Source organism: Quisquiliibacterium sp. (assembly GCF_982640115.1).
In genome coordinates, this window is record NZ_CEXFHW010000008.1 from 1 (window position 1) to 23,159 (window position 23,159).

Annotated in this window: 17 protein-coding genes; 9 read left to right on the forward strand and 8 right to left on the reverse strand. The window is 71.7% G+C overall.

What is annotated here, in order from left to right:
- The 4 genes from AC2H6A_RS01855 to AC2H6A_RS01870 all read left to right on the forward strand — a co-directional run.
- On the forward strand, nucleotides 1–256 hold a 256-nt coding region (locus tag AC2H6A_RS01855), incomplete at its 5' end, for a CoA transferase (protein ID WP_484271426.1).
- A 120-nt stretch (nucleotides 257–376) separates the two neighbouring features.
- Nucleotides 377–1,708, forward strand: coding sequence for a TolC family protein (locus AC2H6A_RS01860; protein WP_484271427.1), 1,332 nt, complete (start codon nucleotides 377–379; stop codon nucleotides 1,706–1,708).
- Complete coding sequence (locus AC2H6A_RS01865) at nucleotides 1,705–2,928, forward strand: efflux RND transporter periplasmic adaptor subunit (RefSeq protein WP_484271428.1); 1,224 nt, start codon at nucleotides 1,705–1,707, stop codon at nucleotides 2,926–2,928. The genes AC2H6A_RS01860 and AC2H6A_RS01865 overlap by 4 nt, the downstream gene beginning before the upstream one ends.
- A gap of 13 nt (nucleotides 2,929–2,941) precedes the next feature.
- A complete protein-coding gene (locus AC2H6A_RS01870; protein ID WP_484271429.1) occupies nucleotides 2,942–6,046 on the forward strand; it encodes an efflux RND transporter permease subunit in 3,105 nt (1,034 codons plus the stop codon).
- A 110-nt stretch (nucleotides 6,047–6,156) separates the two neighbouring features.
- On the opposite strand, the gene aptA is transcribed toward AC2H6A_RS01870, so the two are convergent.
- Complete coding sequence (gene aptA, locus AC2H6A_RS01875; protein WP_484271430.1) at nucleotides 6,157–7,503, reverse strand: omega-aminotransferase AptA; 1,347 nt, start codon at nucleotides 7,501–7,503, stop codon at nucleotides 6,157–6,159.
- A 245-nt stretch (nucleotides 7,504–7,748) separates the two neighbouring features.
- Between aptA and AC2H6A_RS01880 the strand changes: the two genes are divergently transcribed.
- Nucleotides 7,749–9,038, forward strand: a complete 1,290-nt coding sequence (locus AC2H6A_RS01880) for an MFS transporter (RefSeq protein WP_484271431.1) — start codon at nucleotides 7,749–7,751, stop codon at nucleotides 9,036–9,038.
- 6 nt (nucleotides 9,039–9,044) lie between these two features.
- Here the strand turns inward: AC2H6A_RS01880 and AC2H6A_RS01885 are convergent, their stop codons facing one another.
- From AC2H6A_RS01885 to AC2H6A_RS01900, 4 genes are all read right to left on the reverse strand, one after another.
- A complete protein-coding gene (locus tag AC2H6A_RS01885; protein ID WP_484271432.1) occupies nucleotides 9,045–11,381 on the reverse strand; it encodes a xanthine dehydrogenase family protein molybdopterin-binding subunit in 2,337 nt (778 codons plus the stop codon).
- 36 nt (nucleotides 11,382–11,417) lie between these two features.
- Nucleotides 11,418–12,236: an IclR family transcriptional regulator gene (locus AC2H6A_RS01890; RefSeq protein WP_484271433.1), complete on the reverse strand. Its 819-nt coding sequence runs from the start codon at nucleotides 12,234–12,236 to the stop codon at nucleotides 11,418–11,420.
- Nucleotides 12,237–12,551: 315 nt separating this feature from the next.
- Nucleotides 12,552–13,499, reverse strand: coding sequence for an NAD(P)H-dependent flavin oxidoreductase (locus AC2H6A_RS01895; RefSeq protein WP_484271434.1), 948 nt, complete (start codon nucleotides 13,497–13,499; stop codon nucleotides 12,552–12,554).
- A 31-nt stretch (nucleotides 13,500–13,530) separates the two neighbouring features.
- A complete protein-coding gene (locus AC2H6A_RS01900) occupies nucleotides 13,531–14,385 on the reverse strand; it encodes a VOC family protein (protein WP_484271435.1) in 855 nt (284 codons plus the stop codon).
- Between the two features lie 126 nt (nucleotides 14,386–14,511).
- On the opposite strand from AC2H6A_RS01900, the gene AC2H6A_RS01905 reads away from it, so the two are divergent.
- Both AC2H6A_RS01905 and AC2H6A_RS01910 read left to right on the forward strand, forming a co-directional pair.
- Nucleotides 14,512–15,816 (forward strand): NAD(P)/FAD-dependent oxidoreductase, encoded by a 1,305-nt coding sequence (locus AC2H6A_RS01905; RefSeq protein ID WP_484271436.1) that lies wholly within the window; start codon nucleotides 14,512–14,514, stop codon nucleotides 15,814–15,816.
- Between the two features lie 24 nt (nucleotides 15,817–15,840).
- A complete protein-coding gene (locus tag AC2H6A_RS01910) occupies nucleotides 15,841–16,857 on the forward strand; it encodes a zinc-binding alcohol dehydrogenase family protein (protein ID WP_484271437.1) in 1,017 nt (338 codons plus the stop codon).
- Between the two features lie 66 nt (nucleotides 16,858–16,923).
- Here AC2H6A_RS01910 and AC2H6A_RS01915 read toward each other — a convergent pair whose 3' ends face one another.
- Nucleotides 16,924–18,069: a PQQ-dependent sugar dehydrogenase gene (locus AC2H6A_RS01915; protein WP_484271438.1), complete on the reverse strand. Its 1,146-nt coding sequence runs from the start codon at nucleotides 18,067–18,069 to the stop codon at nucleotides 16,924–16,926.
- Nucleotides 18,070–18,182: 113 nt separating this feature from the next.
- Here AC2H6A_RS01915 and AC2H6A_RS01920 point away from each other — a divergent pair, with 113 nt between their 5' ends.
- Both AC2H6A_RS01920 and AC2H6A_RS01925 read left to right on the forward strand, forming a co-directional pair.
- Nucleotides 18,183–19,769 (forward strand): GMC family oxidoreductase, encoded by a 1,587-nt coding sequence (locus AC2H6A_RS01920; protein WP_484271439.1) that lies wholly within the window; start codon nucleotides 18,183–18,185, stop codon nucleotides 19,767–19,769.
- Nucleotides 19,770–19,774: 5 nt separating this feature from the next.
- On the forward strand, nucleotides 19,775–21,196 hold the full coding sequence (locus AC2H6A_RS01925) for an endonuclease/exonuclease/phosphatase family protein (protein ID WP_484271440.1): 1,422 nt from the start codon (nucleotides 19,775–19,777) through the stop codon (nucleotides 21,194–21,196).
- Nucleotides 21,197–21,203: 7 nt separating this feature from the next.
- On the opposite strand, the gene AC2H6A_RS01930 is transcribed toward AC2H6A_RS01925, so the two are convergent.
- The gene (locus AC2H6A_RS01930) at nucleotides 21,204–22,436 is read right to left on the reverse strand and encodes an aminotransferase class III-fold pyridoxal phosphate-dependent enzyme (protein WP_484271441.1); all 1,233 of its coding nucleotides are present in this window, start codon (nucleotides 22,434–22,436) and stop codon (nucleotides 21,204–21,206) included.
- 10 nt (nucleotides 22,437–22,446) lie between these two features.
- The gene (locus tag AC2H6A_RS01935) at nucleotides 22,447–23,061 is read right to left on the reverse strand and encodes a glutathione S-transferase family protein (RefSeq protein WP_484271442.1); all 615 of its coding nucleotides are present in this window, start codon (nucleotides 23,059–23,061) and stop codon (nucleotides 22,447–22,449) included.
- Nucleotides 23,062–23,159 lie beyond the last annotated feature (98 nt).

Sequence of the window (23,159 nt, forward strand, 5' to 3'; positions counted from 1 at the left end):
CCACGGCGTGCCCTGCTCGCCCTACCGGACGGTGGCCGAGGCGCTGGCCGACCCGCAGATCGCGCATCGCGAGGCGATGGCCGAGGTGCGTGATGCCGGCGGCAGCTTCAAGGTGCTGAACCCGCCATTTCGCCTGTCGGCGGCCGACACCCGCGCCGGGGCCCACTCGCCGGCCCTGGGCGAGCACACCGCGCAGGTGTTGCGCGAGGCCGGGCTGGACGAGGCCAGCCTCGCAGCGCTCAAGGCAAGGAGCTGAGCGACCTCATGCCGCCCGGGCCGCCCGGGCGACCTGTCAGCGTTTCGTCAAGCGCAATCGGCATGATCCGCCCCGGGGCCGTCCGACCCTGTCCCTTTTTCGCACCTCGCCTCGCGCCGCATGGCCCGTCCCCGCCCTCGCCCGTCCCTGTCCGCCCTGCTGCTCGGTTCGGTCATCGCGGCGCTGCCCTTCCCCGGCCACGGGGCCACCGACAGGCCGCTGCTCATCGCGGCTGACGGCGGGCTGAGCCTGCATGCGGCACTCGATGCGCTCGAATCGGCCAACCCCGCGGTGCGGGCGGCGCGGCTGGCGCAGCAGGCGGCGCGGGCCGAACTCGCGCGGGTGAATGTGCGCCCCAATCCCACCGTGCAGGCCCAGGTCTCCAACACCGAGGCCCGCCGGTATCCCTATGCGGGCACCGACCGGCTGTTGCGCGTGGAGCAGCTGATCGAGCGCGGCAGCAAGCGCGAGCTGCGCACCGCCACTGCCGAGGCTGTCGAGCAGGCCACTGGCCTGGACCTCGCCGATGCGCTGCGCCGACAGCGGGTCGAACTCGTCATCGCCTATCTCGAGCTCGCGGCCGCGCAGCGCCTGGCCGATCTGGCCACCGGGAATCTCGCCGATTACCGCCGGCTGCTCGAGGCCACCGAGCGTCGGGTCGCGGCAGGCGATCTCGCGCCGGTGGATGCCACCCGCCTGAGGGTCGAGGCCGAACGCGCCGCCAACGAGGAGCGCGCGGCACAGAACGCCCGTGCCCAGGCCCGGCTCGGCGTGGCGGTGCTGCTCGGCGCCGAGGCCCAGGCGGCACGCTTGCGGGCGATCGACCCCCTGGACGGGCGCGAGCCCATGGCGCGTCTTGCCGACGAGGCCCGCGTCACGCTCGAGCGCGGGCTCGACGCGGCGATCGGCCGCCGGCCCGACCTGCGCGCGGCAGAGCGTCGCCTGAGCGCCGCCCGCCAGGCATGGGCGCTGGCCGCCAGCCTGCGCACCCGCGATGTCATGCTCGGCGTGCAGGCAGACCGGGCGCCGGGCTTCGGCGGCACGGTATTCGGGATTTCGGCCACGGTCCCCCTGTTCGTCAACAACGACTTCAGCGGTGAGATCGCACGCGCGCAGGCCGATGTCGACGCCGCGCAGGCCGCGCTCGAGCGCACCCGTGCAGCAGCCCTCGCCGAGGCACTGCGGGCCCATGAACAGCTGCAGTCGGCAGTCCAGCGCAGCCTGCGGCTGCTCGATCAGACCCTGCCAGCGGCCCAGCGGGTGGCCGATGCGCTCGAGATCGCCTACCAGCAGGGCGCGGCCAGCCTCACCGATCTCTTCGACGCGCGCCGCCAGCGCAGCGCGGTGCAGGCCGAGAGCATCCGCGCCCAGGCCGATGTCGGCCAGGCGCATGCCGCCTGGCGGGCCGCGATCGACGGCGAGGCTGACGCCGCGCCCCCGGGGAAGCCATGAAGAAGAAGACGCCCGTGATGCTGCTCACCGCGGCCGCGCTGGTGGCGCTGGGCTACGGTCTGGCGCAGTTCACCCGCCTGCCGGCAAGCCAGCCCGGGCCCGAGGCGGCGCGCCCGTCGACGGCCAAGGCAGACCCGGGCGGCAAGACACTGCCGCGCCCCGGCACCGTGGCCGCGGGTGGCGCCGACCCGATCTCCCCCGACACCGTGCACTTCGACACCGGGGCCGCGCAGCTCGCCTCGATCCGGGTCGAGGAGGCCCGGCTCGCCACCGTCCCGCTGGCCGAGCCGCTCAATGCCCGGCTCGCCTACGACGAGAACCGCACCGCCCGGCTCTCGGTCCCGATCAGCGGACGGGTGCTCGCCATCCGCCGCCAGGCGGGCGACGCCGTACGTGCCGGCGAGGAACTGCTCAGTGTCGACTCCCCGGAACTCGCTGCGGCGTTGGCCGATGTCCGCAAGGCCCGCAGCGACGACCAGCGCCGGCGGCTGGCCTTCGAGCGCTCACAGCGCCTGGCCGAGGCCGGGGTGCTCGCCCGTCGCGAGCTCGAGAATGCGCAGGCCGAATTCGAGGCTGCCCGCGCCGAGACCGAGCGCGCCGAGCGGCGCCTGCGCAACCTGGCGCCGGCTGGCGCCGACAACCCCGCCTACTCGCTGCGCGCGCCGCTGTCGGGGGTGGTCGCCGAACGGCGGGTCAACCCCGGTCAGGAAGTCCGGCCCGACCAGGCCGAGCCGCTCTTCGTGGTCAGCGATCTGGCCCACCTCTGGGTGCTGATCGACCTGCCCGAGCGCGACCTGCGGCTGGTGAAGCCCGGGCAGCGTGCACTGGTCAAGGTCGATGCCTGGCCCGACGAGCGTTTCGCGGCCACGATCGAGCGCGTGGGTGCGGTGGTCGATCCGGCCACGCGGCGGGTGCAGGTGCGGGCCACCCTCGAGAACCCCGATCACCGCCTGCGGCCCGAGATGTACTCGCAGGTGATCCTGGCTTCGGCCGATGCCGGTCAGGCGGTGCGCCTGCCCAACAACGCGCTGGTCACCCAGGGCCTCTACAGCTATGTGTTCATCGAGAATCCCCCGGGCTTCTTCACCCGCCGCAAGGTGAAGCTCGGCGTGCAGGACCGCACCCACGCCTTCATCATCGACGGGGTGGAGGCGGGCGAGATGGTGGTCACCACCGGCGCGCTGCTGCTCAACTCCGAGCTGACCACCCTGGTGAAGTGACCCGGTCGCCGGCATGCTCGATCGCCTGATCACCTTCGCGCTGCAGCAGCGGGTCTTCGTGCTGGTGCTCACCGGCGTGCTGGTGGCCGCCGGCTGGGTGGCCATGAACAACCTGCCCATCGAGGCCTTCCCCGATGTGCAGGATGTGCAGGTGCAGGTGGTCACGCAGCTGCCGGGCCTCGCGCCCGAGGAGGTCGAGCGCAGCGTGACCCTGCCCATCGAGCGCGAGATGAGCGGCGTGCCCCGCCAGACGCAGCTGCGCTCGGTCTCGATCACCGGCCTGTCCATCGTCACCCTCACCTTCGCCGAGGGCACCGACGACTATTTCGCCCGCCAGCAGGTGCTCGAGAAGCTTGGCAACCTGACCCTGCCGCCCGGCGTGCAGCCGCAGCTCGCGCCCCTGTCCACCGCCGTGGGCGAGGTGTATCGCTACGTGCTCGAAGCGCCGGCCGGCATGCCGCTGAACGAGATCCGTGCCATCCAGGACTGGGTGGTCAAGCCGGCGCTGCGGATCGTGCCCGGCATCGCCGATGTCATCAGCTTCGGCGGCACGGTCAAGGAATACCAGGTGCGGGTCGACCCCTATGCGCTCAAGCGCTACGGGGTCACCCTGAAGCAGGTGTCCGAGGCGCTGGCGCGCAACAGCGCCAATGCCGGCGGCGGGCTCATGCGGCGCGGCGACGAGTCGCTGGTGATCCGCGGCATCGGCCTGTACCGCAGCGTCGACGACATCGCCCGCACCATCGTCGACTCGCCCGGCGGCAGGCCGATCTTCGTGAGTGATGTCGGCACCGTGGCCGCCGGCGATCGCACCCGCTCGGGCATCGTCGCCTTCAACGAGCGCGACGATGTCGTGCAGGGCATCGCGGTCATGATCAAGGGCCAGAACGCCTCCAAGGTGGTGGCCCGGCTGCGCGAGCGCGTCGACGAGGTCAACGCCAAGCTGCCGCCCGGGGTGCGCATCCTGCCCACCTACCAGCGCACCGACCTGATCGAGCACACCGTGCTCACCGTCATCGAGAACCTGGCGGTGGGGGCGGCGCTGGTGATCGCCATCCTGATGGTCTTTCTGCGCAGCTGGCAGGCGGCGCTGATCGTGGCCACGGTGATCCCGCTGTCGCTGCTGTTCGCGTTCATCCTGATGGACCTGCGCGGCGTGTCGGCCAACCTGATCTCGCTGGGCGCGGTCGACTTCGGAATCATCATCGACAGCGCGGTGGTGCTGGTCGAGGCGCTCATGGTGCGCCTGGCGCTCGCGCGCAAGGACCTGAATCCCTCGCACGACGGGTACGGCTGGCGCATCCACGAGCTCAAGAGCACCGCGGTGGCGCTCGCCCACCCCATCCTGTTCTCGAAGGCGATCATCATCACCGCCTTCCTGCCGATCTTCACCTTCCAGCGGGTCGAAGGAAAGATCTTCACGCCGGTCACCTACACCCTCACCTTCGCGCTGCTCGGCGCGATCCTGCTGACGCTCACGCTGGTGCCGGCGCTGCTGGCCATGGTGCTGCGCCATCATGACCTCGCCGAGCGCCACAGTCCCTGGATCGAGGCCATGCAGAACGGTTACCGGCGGGCCCTGCTGGCGGCCGGACGCGCGCGGGTGGCCGTGCTGGGCGGCTCGCTCGCCGTGCTGGCGGTGGCACTGGCCTCGGCGCCGATGCTCGGCAGCGAATTCCTGCCCAAGCTCGATGAAGGCAACATCTGGCTCACCATCACCATGCCGCCGGCCACCTCGCTCACCAAGACCAAGGAGGTCGAGCGCGAGGTGCGGCGCATCCTGCGCGAGTACCCCGAGGTGCGCATGGTGGTCACCCAGGTGGGCCGACCCGACGACGGCACCGATCCCAAGGGGCCGAACAACCTCGAGATCCTGGCCGACCTCAAGCCCCGGGGCGAATGGCGCTTCCCCACCAAGGATGCGCTGGTGGTCGACATGTCGCGCAAGATCCAGACCATTCCCGGCGTGCCCACCAACTTCTCGCAGGTCATCCAGGACAATGTCGAGGAGGCGCTCTCGGGGGCCAAGGGCGAGATCGTGGTCAAGGTCTTCGGACCCGACCTCGAGATCCTGCAGGGGCGCGCCGACAAGATCGTGTCGGTGCTCGAGAAGATCCGTGGCGCCACCGATGTCGCAGCCTTCCGCATCAGCGGTCAGACCGAGCTCACCATCACCATCGACCGGCAGCGGCTTTCCCGGCTGGGGCTCGATGTCGCCGATGTCAACCAGATGATCGAGACAGCGCTGGCCGGGCAGGCGGTCAATGTCTTCTATGAGGGCGATCGGCGCTTCGATGTCACGCTGCGCCTGCAACGCTCCTTCCGCGACGCCTTCGACGACATCGCGCATCTTCAGATCCCGCTGCCGGCAACGACCGGCACCGCCGGCGGGCTCACGCCCACGGTCGCGCTTGGCGATGTCGCCCTGATCGAGGTCCGCCAGGGCGCCAACCGGATCGCCCGCGAGGCCGGCGGGCGCAGCGTGGCCGTCAAGGTCAACCTGATCGGCCGCGACCAGGGCAGCTTCGTCACCGAAGCCCAGAAGGCGGTCGCCGAGCAGGTGCCGCTGCCGGCGGGCTACCGCCTCACCTGGGGCGGCCAGTTCGAGAACCAGCAGCGGGCCATGGCGCGGCTGAAGGTGGTGGTGCCGCTGTCGGTGCTCATGATCTTCTCGCTGCTGTTCTGGGCCTTCCGGTCGATGACCCACTCGCTGCTGGTGCTGGCCATGGTGCCGTTCACCCTGGTGGGCGGCATCGCGGGGCTGGCGATCGCAGGGCTGCACCTGTCGGTGTCGGCCGCGGTGGGCTTCATCGCGGTGGCCGGCATCTCGGTGCAGAACGGAGTGATCATGGTCGAGCAGATCATGGAATACCTGCGCCGCGGCATGAGCAGTGCCGAGGCGATCACCGAGGGGGCGGTGATGCGCTTGCGCCCCATCGTCATGACCGCGCTGATGGCCGGCCTGGGGCTGCTGCCGGCGGCGCTGTCGCACGGCATCGGCTCCGAAACGCAGCGCCCGTTCGCGGTGGTGATCGTGGGCGGCATGGTGAGCGGCACGCTGTTCACCCTGGTGCTGCTGCCGCTGCTCTACCGCTTCATCAGCCGCGACCCCGACTGAACGCGGCAGGCCGCGACCCCGACCGAGCGCGGCAGGCCGCGCGGGGCGAGCCTGCTGCGACGCTCGCCCCGGCCACGCGCCCGCAGACAGGCGCTGCAGCGCCACCGGTCTCAGAGGCCGGCGAGCACCCTGCGCAGCTTGCCGGCGATCTCGTCGATATGATGACGCTCGGCCACGAAGGGCGGCGCAATGATCAGCGCATCGCCGGTGCTCTTCAGGTTCAGGCCGGCGTCATACAGGCGCTTCTGCGCCTCGTGCCCCCGGGCGCCTGGCGCGGCATCGGGCGCGACATCGATCGCGGCCATCATGCCCACGCCGCGGATGTCGGTGATCACCGGCAGATCGCGCAGCGAGAAGATCGCATCGAGGAAGTACGGTGTCATTGCCGCCGCACGCTCGATCAGCTGCTCGTCGCGGAAGATGTCCATCATGGCCAGACCCGCAGCGCAGGCAGCCGGATGCGCCGAATAGGTGTAGCCATGGAAGAACTCCACACCGGTGGCCGGGCCGGCCTCGGTGATCGCGTCATAGACCGACTGGCGAGCGGCCACCGCGCCCATGGGCTGCGCGCCGTTGGTGATCGCCTTGGCCATGGTCATGATGTCGGGCGTCACACCGAAGGCCTGGGCGCCGAAGTTCGCGCCCATGCGGCCCCAGCCGGTGATCACCTCGTCGAAGACCAGCAGGATGCCGTGCGCGTCGCAGATCGCGCGCAGGCGATCGAGATAGCCGCGCGGCGGCGGCAGGCAGCCGAAGGAGCCGGCCGTGGGCTCGACGAAGACCGCGGCGATGTTCTCGCCGCCGTAGAGCTGGCAGAAGCGCTGAAGGTCGTCGGCGAGGTCGGCGCCGTGCTCGGGCTGGCCTTTCACGAACCGGTTCTCGGGCAGCGCGGTGTGCCGCATGTGGTAGACCCCGGCCAGTCCGGTGCCGAAGGCGCGCCGGTTGTTGGCCATGCCGGCCAGCGACACCCCGCCCATGTTGACCCCGTGGTAGGCGCGCTCGCGGCTGATGAAGAGCTGGCGCTGGGGCTGACCGCGCACGCGGTGGACCATCAGGGCCATCTTCATGGCGGTGTCCACCGCCTCGGAGCCCGAGTTCACGAAGAACACCCGATTGAGACCCGGCGGGGTGTACTGGGTGACCCGCTCGGCGAGCTCGAAGGACTTGGGGTGGGCGCGCAGGAAGGGCGCAACGAAATCGAGGGTGCTCATCTGCTCGAAGACCGCACGGGCGATCTCCGGCCGGCAATGGCCGGCGGCCACGCAGAACAGGCCCGACGAGGCATCGATCACCTCCCGGCCCTCCGGCGTGTAGCAGTACATGCCCTGGGCCCGAACGAACATGCGCGGTTCGCGCTTGAACTCCTTGTTGGGCGAGAAGGGCATCCAGAAGTGCTCGCGGCTGTCCGGCAGCAGGGCGTGATCGGCCGCGGCGATCAGGGGGTCGGTGTGTCCCATGGAGGTTCCGATCGAGAGTTGGATGGGGCGCGAACGGGCCGCCGCGCACGACGGCATGAGCATAGCGCGATCGAGGATGTCCGGATCCGCCCGGTCGCGGCTTGCCCGATCGGACCCGCAGCCACCACACTGGCGCGCCACGCCCTGCAACCCCCTTCCTGTGACGACCCGCCCTTGCGCCCCCGCCGGTGACGACCGGTACTGCCAACCCTCCCCGTGACGACAGTTCCTGCCACCCCCTCCCCGTGACGCCTGCTCCCTGGACCGCGCTGTGGGTCACCCTTGCCGTGCAGACCCTGGCCGCGGTCGCGCTCACCACGCCCTCGGTGATGGCCCCCGCGGTCGGCCCGCAGATCGGGGTGGGCGCCCAGCATGTCGGCTGGCTGATCAGCCTTGCCTACCTCGCGGCCATGGTCACCGGCCTGGGTGGAGGCTCGCTGTCGCAGCGCCACGGACCGGTGCGCATCAGCCAGGTTGCACTCACCGCCTCGGCGCTGGGCCTCGCGCTGATGGCCATCGGCCACCCCGCCGCCCTGCTGATCGGCGCGGCCGTGCTCGGCGTGGGCTATGGTCTGCCCAATCCCACCGCGGCCGAGATCCTGAGCCGGCACGCACCGGCGGCGCGGCGCGGCCTGTTCTTCTCGATCAAGCAGACCGGCGTGCCGCTGGGCGTGGCCTTCACCGGCATGGTCGTTCCGGTGCTGCTCGGAGCCGGATCCTGGATGCAGACGCTGCTGGTGCTCGCGGCCGGGCTGGCAGTCGTGATGATGCTGATCGGGCGCGTGCGCTGTGTGCTGGAGCCGGGTGCCGCGCTCCTCGGAATGGCGGTGACCTCGCCCGCAACGGCCGCGGCCCCGCCGACCCACACCACCGCCAGCGGGACCGACCCGACGCCACCCGCGGGTCTGCGGCAGCGGCTGCTCGAACCGCTGCGCGAGGTCCTCGGCTTTGCGCCCACCCGACGGCTGGCGATCGCCTCGCTGGTGTTCGCGTTCACCCAGGTGAGCTTCCTGACCTTCCTGGTGTCGCTGCTCAAGCTCGAGCACGGCTACAGCCTGTCGCTGGCGGCCAGTCTGCTGGCCGCCTCGCAGGCTGCCAGCGTGGCCGGGCGCATCGGCTGGGGACATGTGGCTGACCGCTGGGTCGACCCCGCACGGCTGCTCGGGGCCCTGGGCGTGGCCATGGGGGTGGCCGTGACCCTGGTGGGTCTGGCGCCAGCCGACGCTCCACCGGCCGCCATGCTCGCGCTGACGCTGGCCTGTGCAGTCACGGCGGTGGCCTGGAACGGGGTGTTCTTTGCCGATCTGGTACGACTGGTACCCCCGGAGCGGGTGGCGCGCAGCACGGGAGCCACCCAGTTCCTGACCTTCATGGGGGGCGTTGGCGGCTCGGCCGCGTTTGCCGCTCTGGTCAGCCTGACCGGCAGCTATGCCGTGGTGTTCACCGCGCTGGGGGTGCTGCCGGCGCTGACCGGCGTGGTGCTGCTGGTCAGCGCGCGGCGCCCCGGCCCGGCGCAGGAGCCGCGCCGGGACTGAGGGTGCTCAGCGGGTGTTGAGCGCCCGCCAGACCCGCTCGGCGGTGAGCGGCATCTGCACCGGGTGGGCGCGGGTATCGACGCCGGCTCGCGCGAGGGCATCAACCACCGCGTTGACCACGGCCGGCGTGGCGCCGATGGTGCCGAGTTCGCCCACGCCCTTCACGCCCAGCGGGTTGTTCTTGCAGGGCGTGGACTCGTCCATCTCGGTGAGGAAGGGAACCCGCAGATCGGCTCGCGGCAGGGTGTAGTCGAGGAAGCTGCCGCTGAGCATCTGGCCGCTCTCGGGGTCGTAGACCAGGTGCTCGCACAGTGCCTGCCCGATGCCCTGGAGGGCGCCGCCGTCGAGCTGACCACGGACGATGGTGGGATTGACCACCCGCCCGACATCGTTCACCGAGGCATAGGCAGCCACCTCGGTCTCGCCCGTGTCGGGGTCGATCTCGACCTCGCAGATGTGGCAGCCGTTGGGCCAGGTGGGACCGGACACGGCCACCGAGCTGTCGATGACGATCTTCTGCTCCGGCTGGCGCGCGGCCAGCTCGAACAGCCCGATCTGGCGGTCGGTGCCCACCACGCGGAAGGCGGCCTGCTGGTATTCCAGGTCGGGCTCGCCCACCTCGAGCGCCTCGGCGGCCAGCGACCGGGCGCGCTCGATGGTGCGCTCCGAGGCGACGGTGACCGCGGTGCCGCCGGTGAACAGCGAGCGCGAACCCGCACTGCCGAAGCCATTGGCGAGATCGGTGTCACCCTGGATGACGCGGATGCGATCGAGCGGCACGCCGAAGATGTCGACCGCGAGCTGCGAATAGGTGGTGGCCAGGCCCTGGCCCATGGCCTGGGTGGCGGAGATCAGCTCGATGATGCCGTCGGGGCGCACATTGACCGTGACCCGCTCCTCGAGGGCGTTGCCGCCGGTCCACTCCAGGAAGGTGGCGATGCCGCGGCCCCGCACCCGACCGCGGGCACGGGACTGCGCGGCGCGGGCCTCGAAGCCCGCCCAGTCGGCGAGCGCCAGCCCCTGGTCGAGCACCTTCTCGAACTGACCGGTGTCGTAGGTCTGGCCCATGGGGTTGGTGTAGGGCATCTGCTCGGGCCGGATCATGTTGCGCCGACGCAGCTCGGCGCCATCGATGCCGAGCTGGCGGGCCGCAGCGTCCATCAGGCGCTCGATGATGTAGATGGACTCCGGCCGGCCGGCACCGCGGTAGGCGCCGGTGGGTGCCGTGTTGGTGAGCACCGCCTTGAAATGGAAATCGATGGTCTGGATGTCGTAGATGCTGCTCAGCACCCAGGGGCCGATCAGCAGCTGGATGGCCACGCCGGTGGGGGTGGCGAAAGCGCCGACATTGGCGAGGTTGTGCACCCGGAAGGCCTGCACGCGGCCGTTGGCATCGAGGGCGAGCTGGGCGCGGGTGTGGATGTCACGACCGTGGATGGCCGAGAGGAACTCCTCGGAACGGTCGGCCGTCCAGAGCACCGGGCAGGCCAGCTGACGCGCGCAGAAGGCCACGACCGCGTCTTCGGGATACAGGCCGGTCTTCATGCCGAAGCCGCCGCCGACATCGCCGACCACCACGCGGATCTTGTCCTGCGGCATGCCCAGCACGGTGTCGGCAAGCAGGTTGCGCACGCCCGTGGGCATCTGGCTGCTCATGCGGATGGTGAGCCGGCCGCTGGCGGGGTCGTGGCTGGCGAGCACGGTGCGCGGCTCGATGGAGGCCGGCGCAAGCCGCTGGTTGACCAGCGGATCGAGCGTGACCACGTGGGCCGCCGCGGCAAAGGCCGCCTCGGTGGCTGCCGCGTTGCCGTAGCGGGCCTCGGCAGCAATGTTGCCGACCGCTTCGTGCCAGAGCTGGGGGGCGCCCTCGGCGACCGCGTCGGTGAGGGCGGTGACCGCAGGCAGTTCCTCGACCTCGAACTGGATGGCCTCGAGCGCGTCGCGGGCCTGCTCGCGGGTATCGGCGACCACCGCGGCGACGGCCTCGCCGGCGAAGCGGATGACCTCGAGCGCCAGCGGAAAGCGCGGTGGCGACACCGCCGCCGAGCCGTCGGCGCGCTTGAAGGCGGCGGCATGCGGCAGCGGCTTGACGCCGGCGGCGAGCAGTTCGGTCGCGGTGATCACCGCCGAGACGCCGGGCATGGCCCGGGCCGCGGAGGTGTCCATCGACAGGATGCGGGCGTGCGCGTAGGGCGAGCGCAGAAAGGCGAGCACCCGCGTGCCGGCCGGCGCCATGTCATCGGTGAACTGGCCGCGACCGGTGAGCAGGGCGGCGTCTTCCACCCGGCTGACCGCCTTTCCGCTGCCGAAGCGCAGAACCCCATTGGCTGCTGAATCATTCATCGAGGCAACTTCCTGTCGAAGGGTGTCGTCAGCCGATCACCAGTCGATGGTCTGGGCGATGGCGTCAGCCGCCTGGCGCAGGTGAGGCAGGAACTCGATGGCCTCCTCCAGACGCAGACGGCTGACCGGCGCCTGGACCGCCACGGCGGCCACCACACGCTGGTCGGCGTCGCGCACCGGCACCGCCAGGCAGTTGATGCCGGCGAGATATTCCTCGTCATCGGTGGCGTAGCCGTTGGCGCGGATGGCCTCGAACTCGCGACCGAGCCGGGCGGGATCGGTGAACGTCTTCTGAGTATGCCGGATCAGCGGGGTGACGCGCAGGAAACGCTCACGGCTGCGCTTGGGAAGGTAGGACAGGAACAGCTTGCCGCTGTCCGAGGCATACAGCGGCACCTTGGAGCCCGCGGTGAAGCGCACACGCAGCGGCCAGGAGGCCTCGACCCGGTCGAGATAGAGCACCGAGTTGTTGTTGGGGATGGTCAGGTTGCAGGTCTCGCCGATCTGCTCGACCAGTTCCTCGAGCACGGCGCGCCGGGCACCCCGGGCGGGCGAGCGCAGCAGGGTCTCGACCGCCAGGCCGTTCATGCGCTCGGAGCAGGCATACCGCTTGCTGCCCGGCTCGCGCCCGACCAGGCCGGCGTGCTCGAGCGTGGTGAGGATGCGGTAGACGGTGGGCTTGGGCAGCTCGACCTCGCGGCAGATCTCGGAGAGCTGCGGCGGCGTGTCGTGACGGGCGATGGCCTCGAGGATGCGCACGGCCCTCAGGATGGCCGATCCGGCCGGTACCGCCTCGGGCGGATCTTCGAGAACGGTGGCGTGAAACTCGGTGTCGAACTCGGAATCGTCGGTCATCGCTGTCTCCGTCTTGAGGGATTCTGATCGTTGTTGGAACAGCATTATGGGGAAAGCGAAACGCCAACGCGAGGTTTCCTTTTTTCAATGATTTACCAGATGAAACGATTTTCAGGGGTTTTCGCCGGGCCAGCGGGAATTCTCCTCTGAGAACAACGCATCCGATCGGCTTGCGGTTTCCAGAGGAGAAGCCGTGGAAAAGCCGAAATTTCCATCGTCTGTCCAAGACGAATCCGGGACAAGCCCGGCGTCTTGTCCAGGCCGATCCGCAATCCGGAGTTGCAGCAGACGAACCGGCACTGGAGAGCCCGGGGTTCAGCCCGTGGAACCGTAGCGGGCCGCCAGCGACGCGATCACCGCCTCGCACTCGGCGATGGTCTGCTCGATGATCTCGCGCACCGGCCGAACCGCGTCGATGCGACCGCAGACCTGCCCGGTCAGGGGCACCGCGGCCTCCAGGTCGCCGCCGAAATAGAGGTCGAGCACATTGGCGAACTCGTCGCGCATGTTCGGGGGGTTGGCGAACTCCAGCCGGGTGGTGCGCGCGGTGCGCAGCGCCCGCAGCGCCGGACCGTTGCCGCCACGGTTCAGGAACACCGTGTCGGTCTCTTCGGCGCGCACGATCGCGTCCTTCCAGTTGCCGTGGGCCGGCGACTCGGCGGCGGTCAGCATGCGGGTGCCCATCTGCACGCCCTCGGCGCCGAGCGCGAGCGCCGCGGCCATCGACACGCCGTCGCTGAATCCGCCGGCGGCGATCACCGGCACCTTCACCTGCGAGCAGACCAGCGGCAGCAGCACCATCGAGGCGACATCGCGCTGGTTCTTGAAGCCGCCCCCCTCGGCGCCCTCCACGATCAGACCGTCCACCCCTGCGGCCACCGCCTTGAGCGCGCCCTTGAGGGTGGGCACCACATGGAAGACCGTCAGTCCGTGCGACTTCAGGTCGGCGCAGTAGCGCGAGGGATCGCCGGCCGAGGTGGTGACGAAGCGCACCCCCTGGTCGACCACGAACTTCACGATGTCGGGGTCGCGCACATAGGTGAGCGCGATGTTCACGCCGAAGGGCCGGTCGGTGAGCTCGCGCATCCGGCGGATTTCGTCGCGGACCTCGTCGAGCTTGCCCGAGGAGGTCTCGATGATGCCCATGCCGCCGGCATTGGACACCGCCGAGGCGAGCTGGGCGCGGGCGATCCAGCCCATCGGGGCCTGCACGATCGGGTGGGTGATGCCGAGCATCTCGGTGACGCGGTTGCGAAGGGCCATGGCGTTGACTCCGGAAAGCGGGGCAAGGGGATCAGCCGGCCACGAGGACCAGCAGCTGGCCGTTGGCGTGCGCGGCCGGCACCACCAGCGCGCCGGCCGACTCGGCCACCGGCGTAGCGCCGAGCGCGCGCCGCGCCTGGGCGAGGTCGGTCACCCGCAGCACCAGCGCGGCCACGCCCTCGTCGGCCAGGCCGCCGAGATCGGCTCCCGGGTGGCGGGCGGCCAGCTGGGCGCGCGACAGGTACTCGAAGGGCGCTCGACCGGCACCGGAGACCACCCGCCAGGCGCCATCGGGCAGGCGCTCGGGCGTGCGGTCGACCAGCCGGCCGAGGTGAGCGGCGGCGGCCTGCGGATCGGGCGCAAGCAGCTCCAGGCAGGCGATGCCGATGGCGCCGTTGGCATGTCGGCACAGCTCGGGAATCCAGACCGCCTCACGGGTGAAGTGCCGGCACGCGAACAGGCGCATGTCGCCCGGCCGCTCGTGCACCGGCCACATGAAGGTCTCGAAGCGCGCCTCGGTGAGCGATCCGTCAGGCAGGGTGACGGGGCGACCGAAGGCATTGGGCCCGGTGGCGGCGATGCCGCGGGCGTGCAGTTCGGCCACGCCGGCGGCGGCATCGCGCGCGGTGAAGGCGGCCCGCTCGATGCCCTCGCGGCGGGCGAGGAAGGCGCGGGTGGGCTGGTTGTGGTCGGTGTCGGCGAGCACCCCGAGCAGCTCAAGGTAGTCGTCGCCGAACATGATGGTGTGGTTGCCGGTGCCCATGTGGGCGCTGTGGGTGCCGCGCGGCGACAGCGTGAAGCCCAGCGCGCGCCAGCCCGCGGCGGCGGCGTCGAGGTCGCGCACGGTGATCACCGCGTGGTCCAGTCCGATGACCTGGTCGAGCATGCAAGCCTCCATTCCGATTGGCTGCCCCGCGGGCGGCCGACGGCCGATGCTATCGCCCGGCCGACTGGAAGCCGACCGCTTTTGATGACACAGTGGCGCACGCACCGCCCCCGGATTCCGTTTCCCATGAGCGCATCACCCGCCTGGCCGCCCTCCCTGTGGGCCGCAGCCACCCCGCCCGGCCCGACCTGGTCTGCACTGCCCGGCCCGCTGAGCACCGATGTCGCCGTCATCGGCGCCGGCTTCACCGGCCTGTCCACCGCGCTGCACCTCGCCCGCCAGGGCGCCCAGGTGACCGTGATCGAGGCAGCCGAACCCGGCTGGGGCGCCTCGGGCCGCAACAACGGCCAGGTGATCCCCACGCTCACCCGGCCGGAGCCGGAACAGATCGTGGCCCGCCATGGCGCGGCCGGCGAGCGCTTCGTCGGCCTCATCCGCGACTGCGCCGCGAATCTTTTCGACCTGATCCGCGCCGAGGGCATCGACGCCGAGGCCGAGCAGACCGGCTGGGTGCAGCCGGTGCACACGCCCGGTCGCATGGCGATCGCCGAACGGCGCGTGCGGCAGTGGTCGGCGGTGGGTGCGCCGGTGGAGCTGCTCTCGGCCCAGGCCGTGCGCGAGCGCACCGGCTCGAGCGCCTGGCACGGCGGCTGGTGGAATCCCACCGGCGGCCATGTGAACCCGCTCGCCCTCACCCGCGGCCTGGCCATGGCCGCGCAGCGGGCCGGCGCGCAGATCCATGTCCGCACGCCGGTGCGCAGCCTGCGGCGCACCCAGGATGGCTGGCTGCTCGGCACCGATGCCGGCGAGGTGCGTGCCCGCGCGGTGGTGCTGGCCACCGGCAGCTACACCGGCGAGTTCGCGCCCGGGCTGGCGCCGGCCGTCGCGCGCGAAGTGGTGCCGGTGCTCTCCTGGCAGATGGCCACCGCGCCGGTGCCCGAGGCGGCGCGCCGGGTGGTGATCCCCGGCCGGCACGCGGTCTCCGACACCCACGGCGACCTCTACTTCATGCGCTATGACGCCCGCCACCGCCTGATCACCGGCGGCGCGCTGGTCAACCCGCGCAACGGCGCGCAGCGCCTGCGGGCGCGGATCGGCGCGCGGCTGCAGGGCCTGTTCCCCGCCCTGGGCGACGTGCGCTTCGACCATGTCTGGAACGGCTACATCGGCATGACCGACGACTACCTGCCACGGGTGCACCGCATCGGCCCCGATGGCTATGCCTGGGTGGGCTGCAACGGCCGTGCCGTGGGCCTGTCGGTGGCGCTCGGCCGCGAGCTCGCCCGCGCGGTGCAGGGCGCACCCGACCAGGATCTCGCCCTGCCCTTCACCGAACCCAGGCCGCTCGCGCTGCACGGCCTCGCCCGTCGCACCGCGCCCTTCATGCTGTTGCTCTATCGCTATCGCGACCAGCGCGAGATCCGCGCCTGACCCTGCTTCCGGAGTTTCCCGCCCATGAAAGCCGTAGGACACACCCGCTGCCTGCCGGTGACCGACCCCGACTGCCTGATCGACCTCGACCTGCCCGAGCCCGTGGCCACCGGCCGCGACCTGCTGGTGCGGGTGATGGCGGTGTCGGTCAATCCGGTGGACACCAAGCTGCGCCGCAACGCCCCACCGCCCGCCGGGGAAGCCCGCGTGCTGGGCTATGACGCGGCCGGCGTGGTCGAGGCGGTGGGACCGCAGGTCACCGGCTTCAAGCCCGGCGACGAGGTCTGGTATGCCGGTTCTCGGGTTCGACCCGGCACCAACGCCGAACGGCACCTGGTCGATGAGCGCATCGTCGGCATGAAGCCGCACAGCCTGTCCTTCGAGCAGGCCGCCGCCATGCCGCTCACCACCATCACCGCCTGGGAGGCGCTCTTCGACCGCCTGCAGCTGCGCGCCGGCAAGCCAGCCGATGCCGGCACCCTGCTGATCACCGGCGCGGCCGGCGGCGTGGGCTCGATCGCGGTGCAGCTCGCCCGGCGCCTGACCGGCGCGCAGGTGGTCGCCACCGCCTCGCGCCCCGAGAGCCGCGCGCAGGCGCTCGCGCTCGGCGCGCATCGGGTCATCGATCACGGCCGGCCGCTCAGCGAGGAGCTGCGCCGCGAGGGCATCCGCTGGGTCGAGAACATCTTCAGCATCACCCATACCCACCTGCACTTCGCCGAGCTCGCGAAATCGGTCGCGCCGCAGGGCCGCATCTGCGTGATCGACACGCCCGAGAAGCCGCTCGACTTCATGCTGCTGCGCGAGCGCTGCGCCTCGCTGCACTGGGAGGGCATGTTCACGCGCTCGGGTTTCCAGACCGCCGACATGGCCGAGCAGGGCCGCCTGCTCAGCGAGACGGCGCGTCTGGTCGATGACGGTCTGATCCGCTGCACCCACACCCGCACCGCCGGGCGGATCTGCGCCGCCGACCTGCGAGCCGCGCATGCCGAGATCGAGTCGAACCGCACGATCGGCAAGATCGTGCTGGCGGGCTTCTGAGGTGCCGCAGGGCGCGCGGCTGCGGGCCGCGGGGGCCGGATGGCCGAGCCGCCGCCGCCCGCGCCCTCAGGGCAGGAGGCGCAGGAGCTGGCCGCCAGACCCGTCGGTGAGCAGGTAGATCCAGCCGTCGGGGCCCTGGCGCACATCGCGGATGCGCGCGCCCGGATCGACCAGCAGGCGCTCCTCGCCGGTCACCCGCCGGCCCTCGATGCTCAGCCGGTGCAGTGCCTGGCCGCGCAAGGCGCCCACCAGCAGGCTGCCCTGCCAGCCCGGGTAGCGGTTGCCGGTGACGAAGGCCATGCCGCTGGGCCCGATCGAGGTCGGCAGCCAGACCTTCAGCGGCTGCTCGAAGCCGGCGCGCGGCCCTTCCTCGCCGATGCGCGTGCCCAGGACATACTCGCGCCCGAAGGTGACCAGCGGCCAGCCATAGTTGCGGCCGCGCTCGATCAGGTTGATCTCGTCGCCGCCCTGCGGACCGTGCTCGCTCTGCCACAGATCGCCGGTGACCGGGTGCACCGCCATGCCCTGGATGTTGCGGTGACCCAGGCTCCAGAGCTCGGGCCGTGCGCCGGCGCGCCCGACATGAGGGTTGTCGGCGGGCACCCGGCCGTCGGACTCGATGCGCACGGTCTTGCCAAGATGGTTGGCCGGATCCTGGGCGTCGGCGCGGCGGCCGAACCGGTCGCCCAGGCCGACATGCAGGCGGCCGTCACGGGCGAAGGCCAGCCGCGAGCCGCAGTGCAGCCGGCTGGCCACCCTGGGCTGCTGCCGGAAGATCACCTGCACATCGACCAGCGCGTCGCCCTCGAGCCGGCCACGGGCCACGGCCACGGTGTTACCGCCCTCGCCCGCCTCGGCGTAGGTCCAGTAGAGCAGCCGGTTGGTGGCGTGGGCCGGGTCGGTCACCAGATCGAGCAGGCCGCACTGGCCGGTCGCATCGACCGGCGGCAGACCCCGCAGCGGCGCGCCCACCGTGCCATCCTCGGCCACCGGGCGGATGCGGCCGGGGCGTTCGGTCACCAGCATCCGGCCGTCGGGCAGGAAGGCCAGCGCCCAGGGCTGATCAAGCCCGCGCGCCACCACCACCGCCTGCACCGCGGCGGCCGGCCGTGGCGCGAGCAGCGCGCCAGGCAGCAGGACCAGGACGAAGAGCCGCAGCGCGAGCAGGGCGGCGGGACCGCGGCGCGGGACGGGGGGCAGGATGGCACTCATCCCGGTATCGTGCCGTGGACCGCCGCCGCAGGCCAGCCCGGGCGCGCCAGACTTACACTGCGCACGGCGCGAGCCCGCGCCGCTTTCCTCCACGCAAGATCCCGATCACCCCGATGGAACACTACGATCATCTCGTCGTCGGCGCCGGCTCGGCCGGTTGCGTGCTGGCCAACCGGCTGAGCGCCGACCCCGGCCGCCGCGTGCTGCTGCTCGAGGCCGGGCCGCGCGACACCCATCCCTGGATCCACATCCCGCTGGGCTACGGCAAGCTCTTTGCCGACAACCGCGTCAACTGGGCCTACGAGTCCGAACCCGAGCCCACGCTCGGTGGCCGGCGGGTGTTCACCCCGCGCGGCAAGGTGCTGGGCGGTTCCTCCTCGATCAACGGCCTGGTGTACATCCGCGGCCAGCGCGAAGACTTCGACGACTGGGCCGTGCCGGGCTGGGGCTTCGATGACCTGCTGCCCTGTTTCCTGCGCAGCGAAGACCAGCAGCGCGGCGCGAGCGCCTGGCACGGCGCGGGCGGCCCGATCGCGGTCTCCGACCTGCCCGACCGGCACGAGCTGTGCGACGCCTTCATCGCCTCGGCGCAGGCCAACGGCATCCCGCGCAACGACGACTTCAACGGCCCCACCCAGGAGGGCGCGGGCTACTACCAGGCCACCCTGCGCAATGGCCGGCGGGTGAGCACCGCGGTGGGCTACCTGCGTCCGGCGCAGGGCCGCGCCAATCTGCGCATCGAGGTCGAGGCGCTGGTCACGCGCGTGATCATCGAGCAGGGCCGCGCCGTGGGTGTCGAGTACCGCCAGCACGGGCGCAGCCATGTCGCGCGCGCCGGCGAGGTCATCCTGTGCGGCGGCGCCTTCAACTCGCCGCAGCTGCTGCAGCTCTCGGGCATCGGTCCCGGCGAGCGGCTGCGCGAGCTCGGCCTGCCGGTGCTGGTCGATTCGCCGCAGGTGGGCGAGGGCCTGCAGGACCACTTCTATGTCCGCACCTACTGGCGCTGCAACCGGCCCATCACCTTCAATGATCGGCTCTCGACCTGGCACGGCAAGCTCGGTGCGGGCCTGCAGTGGCTGCTCACGCGCCGCGGCCCACTCACGGTGAGCGCCGGCTATGCCGCCGCCTTCGTGCGCACGCGGCCCGAACTCACCCGGCCCGATGCGCAGTTCTACTTCATCAACTTCTCCATCGCCCGCCGCGGCGGGGTGCTCGACGACTTTCCCGGCTTCACCTGCTCGGTGTCGCAGCTGCGCGCGCAGTCGCGCGGCTGGGTGCGGCTGCGCAGCCCCGACCCCACCGAGGCGCCGGCCATCCGCTACAACTACCTCGACGCCGAGGAAGACCGGCGCATGATGGTCGACGGGCTCAAGCAGCTGCGCCGGCTGGTCAACACCCCGCCCTTCAGCGGCTATGTCGAGGCCGAGCGCACGCCCGGCCCGGCCGTGCAGACCGACGAACAGTGGCTGCAGTTCTGCCGCGACACCGGCGAGACGGTCTACCACCCCACCTCCACCTGCCGCATGGGCACCGACCCGGCCTCGGTGGTCGATCCGCGACTGCGGGTGCGCGGGGTCGATGGCCTGCGGGTCGTCGATGCCTCGGTGATGCCGGCGGTGGTGTCGGGCAACACCAACGCGGCGGTGATCGCGATCGCCGAGCGCGCGGCCGAGCTCATCGCCCAGGACGCGAAGCGCTGAGCGCCGTGATCACGGGCATGGCCGCACGGCTGCGCACCAGGGTGACTCCGGGCGTGGTGCCCGCCCCCGGCAGGCGGGCGCGCGCCGCCGCGGCCCTGATGGCTGCGCTGGCCACCCTCATGCTCCTGACCGCGCCGACCACCGCGCCCGCGCAGAATCGACCGCTGGGCGTGGCCACCTGGAACCTCGCCTGGCTCATGAGCCCCGAGACCCACGCCCGCTGGGCAGCCACCTGCGCGCGGCATGGCTGGCCCACCGACCCGGCCACCCTGGCGCCACCCGCCCGCCGCGAGCTCGAGGGTCTGCCCTACTGCAATGTCCACAACGGCATGCGCTTTCCGCCCCAGGCCTGCCCGGGCGAGGACGAGGGCTGGCCGCAGCGCGCCCGCTACCGTCCCGGGCATCCCTGCCGCGACACTGCCGACCTCGCCGATCCGATGGCCCATCAGGACAAGCTCGATCAGCTGCGCCGCTGGTTCGCGCGGCTCGCCGATGAAGGCGTGTCGATGGTGGCGCTGCAGGAGGTCTTCGATGACGCGGCGGTGCGGCCGCTGCTGCCGCCGGGCTGGTCGGTGCGCACCAGCCGCGGCATGCCCGGCAGCCCCGACATCGCGCAGCAGCTCGGCGTGGCCTGGGCGCCAGGGCTTGCACCGGGCGGCTTCCGGGTGGAGCCGGCGCTGGCCGACAGCGGGCCGGGGCTGCGGCCACTGCGCCCGGGGTTCTCCTTCACGCTGCCGGTGGACGGCCGGCCGGTGGAGTTCCTGGTGGTGCATCTGAAGGCCGGCTGCCGCAGCCGCGTGATCGACGATCCGCTGCGCCCGGATGACCCGCCCGCACGCCGTGACGCCATCGTCAGCGACTGCGCGATGCTGCGCCGCCAGCTGCCGGCACTGGAAGACTGGATCGATGCCCGCGTCGGACGCGACTTCGTGGTGCTGGGCGACTTCAACCGCAGCCTGTTCCTGGAGCCGGTGAAAGACCGGCCCGACCGCCCGGTCCGCCTCGATGGCAGCTCGCCCGCCAGCCCGAGCGGCCCCTGCGACCTGGTGTCGGTGGAGGGCAGGCTGCAGGCCCGCTGCCCGGCGCACACCAGCGCGCTCTTCCCGGAGCTCAATGACGACGACCCGCCCGGCTCGGTGCTGTGGCGGACCCGACCGGCCGAGCTGTCCGGCGGACGCATCCGCCCCGGCGGGCCGGCCGACTGCAACCTGCGCGGCGGACAGCCGCCGCGCCGCGGCGCCGGCGATCTCGCCCACGACGGCATCGACCATGTGCTGCTCAGCGACGCGCTCAAGCGCCGGCTCTCGCCGCAGGCACTGGTGCTGCGCATGCTCGGCCACCTCGACGAGGCGGGCCGGCCCTTCGCGGCATCACCCGCGAGAGCCCTGCCCAGCGATCACTGCCCGCACTGGGTGGTGCTCGACTGAGCCGCGCTCAGGCCAGCCGCGCCCGGGCCACGGCAGCCATCGCCGGCTCGGTGGCGGCCAGCACCGCGTCGATCGCGGCGTCATCATGGGCCACCGACAGGAACATGTTGTGCTTGTGGTGCAGGTAGGCGCCGCGGGCCAGGGCCTCGCGGCAGAAGAGCGCGCCCAACGACTGGTCGGCATCGCCCTCGAAGAGCACCAGCGGCATCTGCGGCGGCCCCGACTGGCGCAGCCCGATGCCGTGGCGCTGCGCCTGCCGGGCGAGCCCCTCGCGCAGACGCATGCCGGCGCGGGCCATGCGCGCCGGGCCGTCCACCCGCTGCAGTTCGTCGAGCGTGGCCAGCGCCGCGGCCATCGACACCGCCGAGCACCAGAAGGAACCGGTGACGAACACGCGCGTGGCCGCCTCGCGCAGCCAGTCGCGGCCGGTGACTGCGGCGAGTGCATGGCCGTTGGTGATCGCCTTGCTGAAGGCCGAGAGGTCGGGCTCGATGCCCAGCGGCGCCCAGCTGCCGGCCAGGTCCAGCCGGAAGCCCGCCCGCACATCGTCGACGATGAGCGCCGCGCCGTGGCGGGCACTCAGCTCGCGCGCGGCCAGCGCGAACGCGGGCTGGGCCAGCGCCTGGTCGCGGGCGAGGTCATGGCGCAGCGCAGTGACCAGAATGGCGGCAAGATCGTCGCCGGCCTGCGTCACGGCCTGCGCAAGGCTGTCGGGATCGTTGTACTCGAAGTGGATGAGATGGCTTCGATCGGCCTCGGTGACGCCAGCCATCGAGGGTGTGCACCAGGGCGCCGAGCCGTGATACGAGCCGCGCGCCACCAGCACCTTGCGCCGGCCGGTGGCGGCACGCGCCAGCATCACGCAGGCGGTGGTGGCGTCGGTGCCGTTCTTCTGGAACATCACCCAGTCGGCATGGGCCACCAGGCCCACCACACGCTCGGCCAGCCGCACCAGCACCTCGCCGGGGCCGTCCAGGCAGTCGCCGAGCTCTCGCTGGGCCTGCGCCGCGCGCTCGACCGCCGGGTGGCCGTGGCCGAGCACGATCGGCCCCCAGCTGCACATCAGGTCGACATAGACCTTGCCGTCCACATCCTCGATGCGACAGCCCTCGCCGCGCCGGAAGAACTGCGGATAGCCCTCGGGCAGCGAGGCCGCCCGCAGGTGGCCCCACAGCCCGCCGGGAATCACGCGACCGGCACGCTCGCGCAGCGACCGGTCGACCGGGCCGCTGCCCGTCATGGCACCGGCCTCAGGCGGCGGCGCTGGGCCGCGCCTTCATGCGCTCACAGAGCGCGACGATGTTGGCGTTGGCCGGGTCGATCGGCTGGCCGACCATCTTGCCGAAGTCGAGAAACACGAAGAGCAGGATGTCGGCCAGGGTGAGGCGGCTGCCGCAGACGAACTCGCGGCCGGCGATCAGCCCGTCGAGCCAGCGCAGCTTCTCCTGGGCAAGCAGCTTGAGGTCGGGCGCGGCCTGCGGGATGACCCGGATGCGCGACTCGAACAGCTTCAGGCCCTCGGCGAAGCGAAAGCCGTTGGCCAGCGGCTCGAGGATGTTCAGGTCGATGCGGCGCACCCACATGCGGGTCTCGGCGCGCTCGGCCGGGTTGCTGCCGATCAGGGTCTTGCCGGCGGGGCCGATCTCGTCGAGGTACTCGCAGATCGCGGTGATCTCGGCCAGCACCATGCCGTTGTCGAGCTCCAGCGCCGGCAGCTGGCCGGAGGGGTTCTTGGCCAGGTAGGGCGCCTGGCGGTTCTCGCCGCCGCGCAGATCGACCTTGGTGCTGGGCAGCTCGACGCCGCGCTCGGCGGCGAACATGCGCACCACGCGCGGATTGGGGCCGACGGAATCGAAAAGAAGCATGGCGCTCTCGCTGGGTATGGCTGGAAGCCGGTTGAGGGTTTCGCGAGCTTAACCGCGGCCCCCGGGCCTGACCATCACGAGGCCGAAGCGGCCGTCTC